General features: G+C 40.4%; 15 protein-coding genes. 5 read left to right on the forward strand and 10 right to left on the reverse strand.

The window, feature by feature from the left end:
* Positions 1 to 181 precede the first annotated feature (181 nt).
* Both MLE14_RS20735 and MLE14_RS20740 read right to left on the reverse strand, forming a co-directional pair.
* Positions 182 to 685: a YwgA family protein gene (locus MLE14_RS20735; RefSeq protein WP_243300314.1), complete on the reverse strand. Its 504-nt coding sequence runs from the start codon at positions 683 to 685 to the stop codon at positions 182 to 184.
* 107 nt (positions 686 to 792) lie between these two features.
* Positions 793 to 2,094: an HD domain-containing protein gene (locus MLE14_RS20740; protein WP_243300315.1), complete on the reverse strand. Its 1,302-nt coding sequence runs from the start codon at positions 2,092 to 2,094 to the stop codon at positions 793 to 795.
* A 328-nt stretch (positions 2,095 to 2,422) separates the two neighbouring features.
* Here MLE14_RS20740 and MLE14_RS20745 point away from each other — a divergent pair, with 328 nt between their 5' ends.
* The gene (locus MLE14_RS20745; RefSeq protein ID WP_243300316.1) at positions 2,423 to 3,166 is read left to right on the forward strand and encodes an RsfA family transcriptional regulator; all 744 of its coding nucleotides are present in this window, start codon (positions 2,423 to 2,425) and stop codon (positions 3,164 to 3,166) included.
* 1,436 nt (positions 3,167 to 4,602) lie between these two features.
* On the opposite strand, the gene MLE14_RS20750 is transcribed toward MLE14_RS20745, so the two are convergent.
* Positions 4,603 to 5,445 carry a lipoate--protein ligase family protein gene (locus MLE14_RS20750; RefSeq protein WP_243300317.1) on the reverse strand — a complete coding sequence of 281 codons (843 nt, stop codon included), beginning with the start codon at positions 5,443 to 5,445 and terminating at the stop codon, positions 4,603 to 4,605.
* 117 nt (positions 5,446 to 5,562) lie between these two features.
* On the reverse strand, positions 5,563 to 6,540 hold the full coding sequence (pta, locus tag MLE14_RS20755; protein ID WP_243300318.1) for a phosphate acetyltransferase: 978 nt from the start codon (positions 6,538 to 6,540) through the stop codon (positions 5,563 to 5,565).
* Positions 6,541 to 6,975: 435 nt separating this feature from the next.
* Here pta and hemQ point away from each other — a divergent pair, with 435 nt between their 5' ends.
* The 3 genes from hemQ (at position 6,976) to gerQ (ending at position 8,827) form a co-directional block, all read left to right on the forward strand.
* Positions 6,976 to 7,734, forward strand: a complete 759-nt coding sequence (gene hemQ / locus MLE14_RS20760) for a hydrogen peroxide-dependent heme synthase (protein ID WP_243300319.1) — start codon at positions 6,976 to 6,978, stop codon at positions 7,732 to 7,734.
* Between the two features lie 154 nt (positions 7,735 to 7,888).
* A complete protein-coding gene (locus MLE14_RS20765) occupies positions 7,889 to 8,311 on the forward strand; it encodes a cell wall hydrolase (protein ID WP_243300327.1) in 423 nt (140 codons plus the stop codon).
* An 18-nt stretch (positions 8,312 to 8,329) separates the two neighbouring features.
* Entirely contained in the window at positions 8,330 to 8,827 is a 498-nt protein-coding gene (gene gerQ, locus MLE14_RS20770) for a spore coat protein GerQ (RefSeq protein WP_243300320.1), read from the forward strand.
* Between the two features lie 63 nt (positions 8,828 to 8,890).
* Here gerQ and MLE14_RS20775 read toward each other — a convergent pair whose 3' ends face one another.
* The 4 genes from MLE14_RS20775 to MLE14_RS20795 form a co-directional block, all read right to left on the reverse strand.
* On the reverse strand, positions 8,891 to 9,262 hold the full coding sequence (locus MLE14_RS20775; protein WP_243300328.1) for a DUF423 domain-containing protein: 372 nt from the start codon (positions 9,260 to 9,262) through the stop codon (positions 8,891 to 8,893).
* A gap of 17 nt (positions 9,263 to 9,279) precedes the next feature.
* Positions 9,280 to 9,564 carry a YwdI family protein gene (locus MLE14_RS20780; RefSeq protein WP_243300321.1) on the reverse strand — a complete coding sequence of 95 codons (285 nt, stop codon included), beginning with the start codon at positions 9,562 to 9,564 and terminating at the stop codon, positions 9,280 to 9,282.
* Between the two features lie 237 nt (positions 9,565 to 9,801).
* Positions 9,802 to 10,155 (reverse strand): hypothetical protein, encoded by a 354-nt coding sequence (locus tag MLE14_RS20790; RefSeq protein ID WP_243300322.1) that lies wholly within the window; start codon positions 10,153 to 10,155, stop codon positions 9,802 to 9,804.
* 88 nt (positions 10,156 to 10,243) lie between these two features.
* Positions 10,244 to 10,924: a uracil-DNA glycosylase gene (locus MLE14_RS20795; protein WP_243300323.1), complete on the reverse strand. Its 681-nt coding sequence runs from the start codon at positions 10,922 to 10,924 to the stop codon at positions 10,244 to 10,246.
* Positions 10,925 to 11,047: 123 nt separating this feature from the next.
* Between MLE14_RS20795 and MLE14_RS20800 the strand changes: the two genes are divergently transcribed.
* Positions 11,048 to 11,371, forward strand: a complete 324-nt coding sequence (locus MLE14_RS20800; protein ID WP_243300324.1) for a general stress protein — start codon at positions 11,048 to 11,050, stop codon at positions 11,369 to 11,371.
* Between the two features lie 67 nt (positions 11,372 to 11,438).
* Here the strand turns inward: MLE14_RS20800 and MLE14_RS20805 are convergent, their stop codons facing one another.
* Together MLE14_RS20805 and MLE14_RS20810 are read right to left on the reverse strand one after the other, a co-directional pair.
* Positions 11,439 to 12,158 (reverse strand): ABC transporter permease, encoded by a 720-nt coding sequence (locus MLE14_RS20805; RefSeq protein WP_243300325.1) that lies wholly within the window; start codon positions 12,156 to 12,158, stop codon positions 11,439 to 11,441.
* Entirely contained in the window at positions 12,158 to 12,712 is a 555-nt protein-coding gene (locus MLE14_RS20810; protein ID WP_243300326.1) for an ABC transporter permease, read from the reverse strand. The genes MLE14_RS20805 and MLE14_RS20810 overlap by 1 nt, the downstream gene beginning before the upstream one ends.
* Positions 12,713 to 12,928 lie beyond the last annotated feature (216 nt).

Consider the following 12,928-nt stretch of genomic DNA (forward strand, 5'->3'; position numbering starts at 1 on the left):
TATACACGTAACTCCATTTCTTTTGTCTTGTTTCTCGACAATTCAAGTATAAAAGAATTGGATGTTTACGTGTTTTTTTTATGAATAAAAAGTTGTGTTCAAACCCCAACAAATATTATAGAGCCTATATTTAAAGTGCTGAAAAAGAGGACGCGCAGTCCTCTTTTTCAATGCAAATCGTTTATTGAATATATGATTTTAACTTATCAATATATTGATAGGCTTCTTCTATTTCTTCATGCGTATATTTTTGCTTGCTTTTGAGTGTAAAGATTTTTTCAATGACTTCATCCTTCGATAAGGATTCAAAATACAAAACGGTTGAAACTAGCTCTAAAAATCTGGCACTCTGCTGGTTCATATCATCTAAGCAAATCTTTAATTTCTGATCCTCCTGCTGATAATGACTGAGGAATTCCTTTCCGGCTTCGGTTAAACTGTAACGATATTGAGAATAACCGCCTACCTTCTCCTTTACCTCATTCAAAAAGTCCATATTGCACAGTTCCTCAATTCGCAAAGTGAGTTCTTCCGAATAGGGACCGTAAAAATGAAATTGAAATTTCTCCTGGAATGGGAAGGATATTTTTTTAGCAATAAAAATCATTTTTTGCAGCTTTTTTCGTCCTACTATTTCTCCTGAAGCTGCAATCGCCCCTAACACTCTTGCATGGTCCTTTAACAAAGCCCTTCATCTCCTACTCCATCTATTTCTATATTTGTTTTCTAAGTATTTTTAAATGATATCGGATCTTTTGAGTAGATTTGAAAGCTTTTAGCAATCTTGATGTCTTACTTCAAATCCAATAAATCTCGAATTTGACTCTTTATTGCCTGATGCTGAGAATCATCAAACAATAAATCAGCTGGAAAATACAATTTATGGTCTGTTCTCCGTTTGCCGGAAATCGCATCCACTATTTCAGACTGTCTTGACAGTTCCTTCAGTTCATTATTCTTCATCAGCAAATGAATCGGAAGCCGTTCCCCCTCTTCTCCCGGCCGATAAAAATCGTAAGGAAGATCAGAAGAAGAGTCGACCACCAAATAATAGTCCGGGTTAATTCCAGCCTTTTCAAATAAGGTCATAAGCTCGTATTGTTTCTTATATTCTTTTGCAGGATCAAACTCCACATATTTAAATAGGTTTCTGTTCATGAATCGCTTGCAGAGATCACTTAAAATTAAATCCTCTTCTTCCTGCCACATTTGAAAGTAAAACATCATCACAGCTTCATCTAGTTTTAAATAGTCCTTAAGCTCAACTTTAGTCAGAAAAAGAGATTGAAAATGAATCGGTGTGAATTTAAAAGTGTAGCCTTCGTGGTATAAATCTTTGGCGCGGTGAAGGATTTTCGTTAGTATGACTTCTGCACTTCGGGAGACAGGATGAAAATAAACCTGCCAATACATTTGATATCGGCTCATTATGTAATCTTCTACAGCGTGCATGCCGCTTTGTTTAATCACGACCTGATCCTCACGCGGGCGCATCACCCGTAAAATCCGCTCCATATCAAAATGGCCATAGCTGACTCCAGTAAAGTAGGCGTCTCTTTGCAGGTAGTCCATACGGTCTGCATCGATTTGGCTCGAAATGAGACTGACTACTAATTTATTTTCAGATGTTTTGGCAATGACCTCGGCTACCTGCTTCGGAAAATTCGGATCAACCTTCTTTAAGATTTTATGGACTTCCGTATCCCCCAAAATAATCGCCTGGGTAAATTCCTCATGATCCAAATCAAACACTTTTTCAAATGCATGCGAGAATGGCCCATGGCCCAGATCGTGTAAAAGTGCGGCACAGAGGGATAGTAAGCGGGATTCCTGCTTCCATTCTGGTCTGCCGTCAAATACATCATCTACTATCCGCCTAACAATCTCGTATACTCCGAGTGAATGATTGAAACGGCTATGCTCTGCACCATGAAAAGTTAAATACGTGGTTCCAAGCTGTTTAATTCTTCGCAGTCTTTGAAATTCAGCTGTTCCGATTAAATCCCAAATGACACGATCTCTAACATGTATATATCGGTGAACCGGGTCTTTAAAGACCTTTTCTTCACTTAATTTTTCTGTCGAATATGCCATTCATTAACCCACTTCCTACCTAGCATGTTTTTATTATAGCTATTTTTATGGATGTCCGCATCTCAAGTTTTTGTCATAAAAATTGAAAATCCTAGCGGTATCAGTGTTTCCTTCTTAAAAAATATTTTTTCCTTATTATCCCTTTATCAAAACATTTTTCCTAGGAGAATAGAGCTATAGATTTTTATTAAAAGACTGTATTTTTTGGTAAACATGTACAAAAAGGTTGGGAAACTATCATCCTTTTTAAAATCAAGGTATAAAGTTTGGCAAACTTGTCCATGCTTGAAATAGAAAATTACTTATGAAAATAGGGAGTTGAGATTATATGAAAACTCGTCAAGATGCATGGACAGATGAAAACGATTTACTATTGGCTGAAACCGTATTACGTCATGTCCGTGAAGGAAGTACGCAATTAAATGCTTTTGAAGAAGTAGGTGACAAGCTTAATAGAACGTCGGCAGCCTGTGGATTTCGCTGGAATGCCGTGGTCCGTCATCGCTATGAAAAAGCGCTTCAGCTAGCAAAAAAGCAAAGAAAACAACGGCAAAGATTATTAGGCAAGGAGCACGCCGGCAAGAAAAAACTCTTATATCAGCCTCCTAGTCCGTCACTTGAATTTTTAGAGAGTGATACGATTACCTATTCAGCCGAACAAGGTGAGGTTCAGGCACCAGTCCTTGAGGAAGTTAGCCAAGAACTGCAGCCACAAGCAGCTCAATCAGTAAGTACAGCTCATTCGTATCAGGTTAAACCTGGCACTGTAAACCTAGACACTGTGATTCAATACTTACAAGGATTGAGAGCAACAAACTTCCAATCTGAAATTTTAAAAAATGAGAATGAAAGACTTAAGCGCGAATTAGCTGATCTTCGCAAGCAAAATGAAGAGCTTGAACGTAGAGTAAAAGAATTAGAACAAGACTCTACAACGATGCAGGAAGATTATGAAACACTGATGAAAATCATGAATCGCGCGAGAAAGTTTGTGGCCTTTGAAGAGGATGACCGTCCTTCGACAAAGTTTAAAATGGATCGAAACGGTAATTTAGAAAAACTAGCTGAATAAAAATTTGCAATCTATGGATTCATGGAAAAGAAACAGATGTTGAAAAAGGAGAAAGGCAACGGCTCTCGTCTTATGATAAAAGCTCGCAGCATGCGAGCTTTTTCTTTTATGGTACTAGTTAATCGTTGTTTTGCATCGGATGTTGCCAGTGCCCCGGGCAGGTTTGGCGGGTAACCACTTTCTATCGGACACTGGGTGACTGTCGATTAATAGCAAACAGCTAAAAAGCGCTTGATTTTTTCAAAAAAATCAACTCAAAATTGCTATGTTTTTACTATTTAAAGGAATGGATGTCCGTAAATCTTTGGATTCCGCGGGGACACAAATGTTTGCGGACATACGATCCGCTACCCTGAAAATGTATCCTCTTTTTTAGCCGTCAAACTTATTTAATGGATCCTCATTCCGCTATTTATTCAAAATTCTTTGTTTGGAGCATGGTTTCGGTTCCTGGTTCCGTTATTTCCCTTTTTTCCGTCAAATTTGATTGATTTTGTACGAATAGCGGAATCAGAATCCGCTTCAGCCCCTGAAGTACAGGTTTTCGTTCTAATAACGGAATGAGGATCCGCCAGACTTATTTAATGGATCCTCATTCCGCTATTTATTCAAAATTCTTTGTTTGGAGCATGGTTTCGGTTCCTGGTTCCGTTATTTGCCTTTTTTCCGTCAAATTTGATTGATTTTGTACGAATAGCGGAATCAGAATCCGCTTCAGCCCCTGAAGTACAGGTTTTCGTTCTAATAACGGAATGAGGATCCGCCAAAATCATTTAATAGATCTCATTCCGCTATTTATTCAAAATTCTTTGTTTGGAGCATGGCTTCGGTTCCTGGTTCCGTTATTTCCCTTTTTTCCGTCAAATTTGATTGATTTTGTACGAATAGCGGAATCAGAATCCGCTTCAGCCCCTGAAGTACAGGTTTTCGTTCTAATAACGGAATGAGGATCCGCCAGACTTATTTAATGGATCCTCATTCCGCTATTTATTCAAAATTCTTTGTTTGGAGCATGGTTCCGGTTCCTGGTTCCGTTATTTGCCTTTTTTCCGTCAAATTTGATTGATTTTGTACGAATAGCGGAATCAGAATCCGCTTCAGCCCCTGAAGTACAGGTTTTCATTCAAATAACGGAATGAGGATCCGCCAAAATCATTTAATAGATCTCATTCCGCTACCCTGAAAATAGGTCCACCCTTGAACTATTGGAGCTGAATCTAACCAATATTCATTCATCTGCTGGTGCCGCAAACGAGGCATAGAGGGATATTTGTCAAAAAATCACGGTTTTAAGAAATGATCGGACATAGTTCCGTTAATTATCAAAGAATCCACGCAATATTACATAGTTTGCCACAAATAACCGGAACTGATGTCCGTAAACCCCTAGAATCTCGGGAGTTCCATAATCAACTCAGCCTGATAGCGTTACCCTGCTAATCTATTTTACTATTCAGCAATTTTTCATTCCGTTCTTGGAGGCGTTTGAGGTTTGCTTCGTAGCTTGGCCATTCCTCTGCTGTAAGAGGTTCCGTAAAAATGCGCTCCCCATTATTCTTGATGGCTTGAAGAAAGCGGAGATAGGCATTTTCCATTGTGAGTGGCTGATTTAATAGTTCTGCCAGAGATCCCATTACCTCAGGATTTACTGAAGGATAGGTGTACCTGGTCTCCTTCTCCTTTTTAGAAATCTTGTAAAATTCCCTAATGATAGCAGCGCGCTCTGCACCTGAGCCTGTCACACAAAGATAGATTTGCACAGCTACCCCGTTACGGATTCGGCGCTGTGAAATCCCTGCAAATTTTTTCCCGCTTATACTTAAATCATAGCTTCCCGGACAATAGGAGTCGCCGATTTCCTTTACATCGATCAGGTCACTGTTTTCAGGATACATTTCTTTAATCAGGTGTACCATCGTTTCATAGCCGAGATTTATATCAATCCTATGTTCAGCCTCTGGAAGAATAAGAGAAAGATTTAAAACCCCCTCATCCAATAAAACAGCCAGTCCTCCAGAAGTCCGGACTAAATAATGATAGTTATTTTGTTTTAACCATTCGATTCCGTCTTCTAAATGAGGCAATTTGGTATCCTGAATCCCCAGAACAACCGTCCTGTGATGAACCCAGGCTCTTGCAACAGCAGGTGACCCGCCTTTCCCTACTGACGTACAGAGGGTATCATCCACTGCAAAAGATTCTAGTGCATCAAAACCTGGTCCTCGATTCGTATGATCGATAATTCTCCAAACCGGCTGTTTTAGTAAAGTTGGTTTCATCGGAAAGTTTCTCTCCTAATCTATGTCGAGCGTTTCTGACGCTCATTTTTAAAGTACAGACAATAAGAGCCTTGTTTATTATAGCAAGACTCATATTATATGTCCTTATGTAATCCTTTAATCCATTAAGCTTTGGGCTGCTGTAATGAGTGCGAGCTTATAGACATCTTCTTCATTACATCCTCTTGACAGGTCATTCACCGGTGCATTTAAGCCTTGGAGAATAGGCCCAACCGCTTCAAAATTACCGAGGCGCTGCGCAATTTTATAGCCTATGTTTCCCGCTTCAAGACTAGGGAAAACAAAGACATTTGCATCTCCTTGAATAATGGAGTCCGGTGCTTTTTTCTTGGCTACTTCTGGTACAAAGGCTGCATCAAATTGAAACTCTCCATCTAATCGTAACGATGGATCCATTTCTTTCGCAATTTGAACCGCTTCGCCTACCTTCTCTGTCTCTTCTGATTTAGCAGAACCTTTAGTTGAAAAGCTTAACAGTGCCACTTTAGGATCAATATCAAACATTCTTGCTGTTTTGGCACTTTCGACCGCTATTTCGGCTAAATCCTGGGCATCCGGAGAAATGGTAATGGCACAATCTGCAAACACATACTTTTCTTCTCCTCTTACCATCACAAAAGCACCTGATGTTTTTCGGATGCCCTCCTTGGTTTTGATAATTTGCAGGGCTGGCCGAACTGTATCAGCTGTTGAATGGGCTGCTCCGCTAACGAGTCCATCTGCCTTTTTTACATACACGAGCATTGTTCCAAAGTAATTCACGTCTTGGAGCAATTTTCTTGCTCCGTTTTCATCTACCTTTCCTCGGCGGCGCTCAACAAAGGCTGAAACAAGCGATTCTATATCTCCATAGTCAAGCGGGTCTACTATTTCAATTCCTTCTACTGATACTCCTATTTCCTTGGCTTTTGCTTCAATTTCCGCTTTTTGACCAAGAAGAATAGGAACTAGCACTTGGTTCGCTGCTAACCGGGATGCAGCACCTAGAATTCTTTCATCCGTACCTTCTGGAAATACAATTCTTACATTTTTTCCTTTCATTTTTGTTTCTAATTGGGTAAATAGTTCACTCATTGGTTTCCTCCTTAAAAAGGTTGGAGTCATTCTTTTATTAGGATACTCCAATTATGTCCTATTTCAATCGAAAAACCATCCGGTTATCCGCTTTCACCGAAATGTTCTATTTTTTTGTACTTTAAGAAAGTATAAAATTTTAGAAAAGAAGTAAATTCGACGCAGTTAAAATTTTTCGGAATAAAGTACGACGGCCAGGATAGCCTAGTCTAGCGATACATTAGGACGTGGCATTTCGAGCGTGATAAGTGCAACTAGGCAACCGCCTGCGCCTACAGGCTAGGCGATAGCCAAGTTTTCTTTAAACATTCCCCTTGTTCTAAGTCAAATCTTTCTCTATATAAAGATTCACATGTTATCCATATTATTACTTGGATAAACTATGATATAGTGAAATTGTTCAATTAGACTTTTTATTAAGTAGGAGTGATTATAATGAGTGAACCTGCACAAACATTAGATGGCTGGTACAGTCTCCATGATCTGCGATCCGTTGACTGGACATCTTGGAAGCTTGCATCGAATGAAGAAAGAGAAGCAGCCCTTTCCGAATTCTTTCAATTAATAGAAAAATGGAATGACACGGAAGCAAATGGGCAGGGTAGTCATGCAATCTACTCGGTTGTCGGTCAAAAAGCCGATCTTATGATTATGCTTCTCCGCCCTACAATGAAAGAACTGAATGAAATAGAAACTGAATTTAATAAAACCAAATTAGCTGAATACTTAATTCCAGCTTATTCTTACGTCTCTGTAGTCGAATTAGGAGGATATAACCCTTCTAAATCCGATGAAGATCCTTATCAGAATGAGTATGTTAAATCCAGACTCTACCCTGTATTGCCTAAGACAGACTATATTTGTTTTTACCCAATGGATAAGCGCCGTCAGGGTGAAGATAACTGGTATATGCTTCCGATGGAAGAGCGCCGCAATTTAATGAGAAGCCACGGAATGATTGGCCGTCAATATGCCGGAAAGGTTAAACAGATTATTACTGGTTCTGTCGGCTTTGATGATTATGAATGGGGTGTAACCCTTTTTGCGGATGATGTTTTACAATTTAAAAAACTTGTTTATGAAATGCGCTTTGATGAAGTGAGTGCCCGTTACGGCGAATTCGGAGCTTTCTTTGTTGGAACGATTGCAGATCCTGCACGCTTAAAAGAAATGTTCTATATAAAAGAAGCGTAAACCATTTCAAGAAGAGGGAGTATCCCCTCTTCTTTTTTTGTAAAGTATTTTCTGTACAACTCATATTTTTTTATTTATTTCATACATATGGAATAGTGGAAAAATGTCCATTTCTAAACCATCATCATTGAACGAGCAGAATCGAGGTGAAGAAATGCCCGCAGTTAGAAGTACAGAAGCGGATGTTAAGCTACTAGCCCGACTCCTGCGTGCGGAAGCTGAAGGAGAAGGCAGACTCGGAATGCTATTAGTTGGAAATGTTGGAGTTAACCGGGTCATAGCTAGATGTCTGGACTTTAAACATATTACAAATATTCGCCAAATGGTCTTCCAGAGCCCTGGTGGTTTTGAAGCCGTACAGAAAGGCTATTTTTATCAGCCTGCCCGTCAAAGTGAGATTTCCCTTGCTAGGAAGGTTATACAAGGAAATCGCTACCACCCTGCTAATTTCTCCTTATGGTTTTTCGAGCCACCTGGTGCTTGTCCGCCACAATGGTTTAACCAATGGAATACAGGCAGGTTTAAATCACATTGTTTCTATAAGCCAACGGAAGCAGACTGTCCAAGTGTTTATTAAAGGGAGGGAGAGTTTAGCATGTCAACAAACAACAGTTATCCTTATTATCCTTACGGAGGTAATCCGTACAGACAACAAGCAAGTCCTTATCAGGGTCAAGGCGCTGCCGGTTATCCGCAAGGGGGAGTTCCGCAAGGAGGTTATCCGCAAGCCGGAACTCAAGGCTTAGTGGTACCAGGAATGCCAAGTGCACCATATACAGGTCCACAGGTGCCTGGAATGCTGCCAGTCGAACAATCTTATATTGAAAATATTTTCCGGCTGAATAAAGGAAAGCTGGTAACTGTCTATATGAGCTTTGAAAATAGTACGCAATGGCAGTCCAAAATCTTTAAAGGTGTAATTGAGGCTGCTGGCCGAGATCATCTGATTTTAAGTGACCCTCAAACAGGCACTCGCTATCTGCTGCCGCTCCTATTCTTAGACTATGCTACCTTCGAAGAAGAAATCGAGTATGAATATCCATTTGCGGCGCAAGGCCAAGGCACCCAGATGGCGACATATTCACCTAGATAAGCAGAATTAAATAGAGGCTGTCCCTTTTGATGTGGGCACAGCCTCTTATTCTTTCCATTAAGATTATGGCAGCTTCAACGCATGAATCATTAATAAAACCCAGCCTGCTAAAAACGCGACTCCTCCAAGCGGTGTAATCGCACCCAGAACCTTAATTTGGGTAACACTCAAAATATACAGGCTTCCTGAAAATAGTAAAATTCCGATAAAAAATAACCATCCGGACCAGGTTAAAGCAGATGTAATCCCAGATTTGCCAATAAGAAGGGCAACTGCCAGAAGTCCTCCTGCATGAAACATCTGATACGTTACTCCAGTTTCCCAAGTATCTAAATATTTATCTGGAATTTTCCCTTCGAGCCCATGTGCACCAAATGCTCCTAAAGCAACTGCCAAAAATCCATTCAATGCACCGAGAAAAAGGAATAGCTTCATCATTTACCACATCTCCTTTAAAAATCAAATATTGAATCTCCATTGGCGCCATCGTCTGTCTCTAGCTTTTTTGAACCAAGGCTTGTTCTTGGGACTGAAATTGGACTCTGGATTGACGAGCTTATATTTTCTTCTTGTTTACTTAAAGTCTCAGCAGCTTGTAATCGATCATCCAATAAAACATCACATAACGCTTGTAAGGCGCGAAGATGCTCTCTCATTTCTAATGTGGTATCACTATTTTTTGCTCGTTTCATGCATTCTTCCATTTTATGAAATATAGTTTCTCGTGAAACAGCCATCTTATCACCTCACCTTACAATCTCTATACTCTATCATGATCCTTTCTTTTGAAACTTCAAGCATTTCGTTCCAGAGGCGCGAAATACCTCCAGGGATGGGAGCTGTCTCGTTTTAAAGCCGTAAGCCCGGCAGCCACGCGGAAACCTTGCATCCCACGTCACATAAAAATACTGGCACTTCATACAGTTTACCCGATTATCCGTCACCAAAAAACACCTCTTTTATCCCTTCAGCCATCATCTCTTTTGTAAAACCAATCCCAGCCAAATGAAAAAAGACGGAATTGGCCATGTCCAGAAAAATACTTGGGTTCCTGGATCTAGATCTAATGTCAAAGCTGTCAGCCACGTATATGGGTTAAAAAACGTATAATATAAAAAATTAAACCCCATCGGCCCAGGTTCTATTGTAATAGCTGCTAATATCAATAGAGCCATTATGCTAGGTGCCGAAACAGAGAGGAGCCCCTTCCAGCTGCCTACTTTTTTTAATTTTACCAGTTTCGCAGAAAAGATATAGGCTGCAGAAAGAAGCACCAAAAATACGAAGCAGAATACTGCACTTTTGATTTCGCTATTGATAAAAACCATTAAGGCAATACTTGCTAAAAGTAAATGGGTGATTAATGATCAAATCACATTATAGAGCATAAGACCCCTACTTTCAGATATTTATTGTTTAGCGATCTGGCACCCTCCAATCGATTTCTTTTTCGTTCCACTGCTTTAGTATATGATTGACTTTTGAAAATGGCCGGCTGCCAAAAAAGCCTTTGTTTGCTGATAGCGGACTCGGATGAGGCGCTAGTATGCAAGGGTTTTTTTCCTGGTCAATTAAAGTAAGCTTGCTTTGTGCAGGCTTACCCCACAATATAAAAATCACTGGCTTGTCTCTATCGTTTAATAGAGAAATTACATGATCGGTAAACATTTCCCAGCCTAAGCCCCGGTGTGAAAGAGCTTTCCCGTCCCGAACCGTTAATATGGTATTGAGAAGAAGTACACCCTCCTTCGCCCATTTTTCCAGACAGCCATGATTCGGACTATCAAATCCTAAATCGGCTTTTAGCTCTTTATAGATATTACGTAATGATGGAGGTATTCTTTCCCCACGTTTGACAGAAAAACTCAAACCATGAGCCTGGTTTGGCCCGTGGTAGGGGTCCTGTCCTAAAATAACCGCCTTTACATCTGGATAATCTGTTAAGCGAAAGGCATTGAAGAGATCCTCCTGTTTAGGATAGATGGTAAAATTCTCATATTCTTTTTTTATAGTAGCCGCTAATCTTTGATAATAAGTTTTTTCCCATTCCTCTTTTAAAAGAACGTCCCAATGATTATTAAGATTCGGTATTAGCATAAGATAATCTTCCTTTCTATACCTAAATATAAAGAAAGCACTCTAAAGTTTAAGTATAAATCAATTTTCTAGGTTTAAAACCCATTCGTTTCGGAGACAACAAATTAAAAAGAGGTGATAGATGTGATCAGGGTTGAAGTTGTGGAAAATGGGGTTCAAGCTCAGGCAGTGATTAACGAAATGGAAGGCCAGGGATTTGTTCGGGATCTGATCTATTTGTTTGCATTAAATGAAACCCGCTCCGAAAACTTAACTCATTGGATGTCAACTGGGGATATGGGCTTAATGGAATTGGGTTTTGGCGAGACCATTGAAAACTTCTTCCGTCCGCGCGACCGCGAGTTATTTTCGATGCTGACGACCCTAGGGGTTGATCATCAATCGGCGCTTAAGCTTGAGGAGGAGCTGGAACATGGAAAGATTGTCATTGTAGGAGTGCAAAGGTAAGGAAAACTTGGCTATTGTCAAACCCCTATCAGAATGAAAAGTGCCAGGCTTACTCGCCCAGCACATTCTAAAAAACCTTCCTCTTGATATAGACCGTTGCAAATCCTGCGAACAGAACAGAACTAATACCAATTACACTCCAAAGTGTTGCAGTTGAAACAATGAAGCCTCCACCTTCTGGAATCATCGCCAAAAATGGCTGTACCCAAGGGTAATACGGTCCAAAGTCCTCAGAATTGGCAATCAGCATATTCGGCAACGTGAAAACCACTGCAATGGTAAACGGTGCTGCAAAGCTTGACCAAATGCAAGAGAACCAGATTTGTAGTACACATAAGGGAATACAGGCTGCAAGCCCGCCCATTGTACTTTTCAGTAATACCTCCCAAGGGAATGGTGCCGGAAACCCTTTTATCATGCCAACCACAAACAGTCCAGCTACAATCAGAACTTGATTAATAAACAACAATCCCATTACTATTGTAAATTTTGAGAGAACAACTTTTATTCTCGTAACCGGAAAAGCAAAAAGCTGTTTCCATCCACCGTCTAAGTGCTCAAACCTGCACACAAAGGCTGAGTATACTCCGGCAAGCAAAGGCAGGAATAGAACTCCATGAGGAATGACCATTCCATAAAAGGAGTCAATCCATGGGCGAGGTGAATGAGGATCTCCTAAACCATACGCAATAGCTGTCGCTAAAGCAGGACTTATTAAAGCTAATAGCCAAATAGTGGTTTTCCTCATTTTTAACCATTCCACTTGAAGTAAGGCTAAAAATTTCATTATGAACGGACCTCCCTATTTACGAAATCCCCGATTGAAACAATCATTATGATGATCGCTACAACTGTGCTTAGCAAGAGTGTGTATGATATCCCTTCCGGCATGTATGGCCATACCCAAGGAAGCCACAAGGGAGCATAGTAAGCCCATAAGGAAACAACCGTCCCCAGCACCCCAATCGAAATAGCAATACTTTGATTAGAAAACCGCACTGCCAGCCAAAGCTGACTTAAGATAATTGGCAGACCGGCAACAGTCGGGAAAACGCAATACTTTGCCAGTTCGTCATACGGTATATCGGTTCCGAAATCTAGGGCTATTCCGAGAACAATTGCACCTATTGCCAGCAGCAGGGTTGACATGAATAATAGAAAAACACTTACAATTAATTTCGATAAATAGAATTGCCACCTTTTTATTGGCAGGGCCAGCCACTGCTTCCAGGAACGTGATTGATGTTCTATATTAGCCAGCATGGATGTAATAATGGCTGATCCGATGATTAATGCGGGTACACCTAATGATCCGATGTTGGATAAAAGTCCCTCCCACAAATGTCCCGCATATTGGGCGGTAAGCCACTCATAACGAAGACCAAAGTTCGCGGCCTGAAGAGCGACTACCCCAAACGGACCAAGAAAAAGAACAAAATCGCTAACGCGACTTTAAGCACGTCCCAAGTGAGTATTAATCACTTGGGACATTCCTCGCTCTGCGCATTGTGCCATTACAAAAAGGACATACTACTTCCACTTCTTCATTATCATTTA

The sequence above is a fragment of the Bacillus litorisediminis genome, assembly GCF_022808645.1.
In the GTDB taxonomy this organism is placed as follows: domain Bacteria; phylum Bacillota; class Bacilli; order Bacillales; family JC228; genus Bacillus_BF; species Bacillus_BF litorisediminis.

What these genes read in the sequence shown, in the direction of transcription:
- MLE14_RS20740 (WP_243300315.1), bottom strand. Translation starts at nt 2,094, where the DNA reads ATGGCATATTCGACAGAAAAATTAAGTGAAGAAAAGGTCTTTAAAGAC.
- MLE14_RS20745 (WP_243300316.1), top strand. Translation starts at nt 2,423, where the DNA reads ATGAAAACTCGTCAAGATGCATGGACAGATGAAAACGATTTACTATTG.
- MLE14_RS20750 (WP_243300317.1), bottom strand. Translation starts at nt 5,445, where the DNA reads ATGAAACCAACTTTACTAAAACAGCCGGTTTGGAGAATTATCGATCAT.
- pta (WP_243300318.1), bottom strand. Translation starts at nt 6,540, where the DNA reads ATGAGTGAACTATTTACCCAATTAGAAACAAAAATGAAAGGAAAAAAT.
- hemQ (WP_243300319.1), top strand. Translation starts at nt 6,976, where the DNA reads ATGAGTGAACCTGCACAAACATTAGATGGCTGGTACAGTCTCCATGAT.
- MLE14_RS20765 (WP_243300327.1), top strand. Translation starts at nt 7,889, where the DNA reads ATGCCCGCAGTTAGAAGTACAGAAGCGGATGTTAAGCTACTAGCCCGA.
- gerQ (WP_243300320.1), top strand. Translation starts at nt 8,330, where the DNA reads ATGTCAACAAACAACAGTTATCCTTATTATCCTTACGGAGGTAATCCG.
- MLE14_RS20775 (WP_243300328.1), bottom strand. Translation starts at nt 9,262, where the DNA reads ATGAAGCTATTCCTTTTTCTCGGTGCATTGAATGGATTTTTGGCAGTT.
- MLE14_RS20780 (WP_243300321.1), bottom strand. Translation starts at nt 9,564, where the DNA reads ATGGCTGTTTCACGAGAAACTATATTTCATAAAATGGAAGAATGCATG.
- MLE14_RS20790 (WP_243300322.1), bottom strand. Translation starts at nt 10,155, where the DNA reads ATGGTTTTTATCAATAGCGAAATCAAAAGTGCAGTATTCTGCTTCGTA.
- MLE14_RS20795 (WP_243300323.1), bottom strand. Translation starts at nt 10,924, where the DNA reads ATGCTAATACCGAATCTTAATAATCATTGGGACGTTCTTTTAAAAGAG.
- MLE14_RS20805 (WP_243300325.1), bottom strand. Translation starts at nt 12,158, where the DNA reads ATGAAATTTTTAGCCTTACTTCAAGTGGAATGGTTAAAAATGAGGAAA.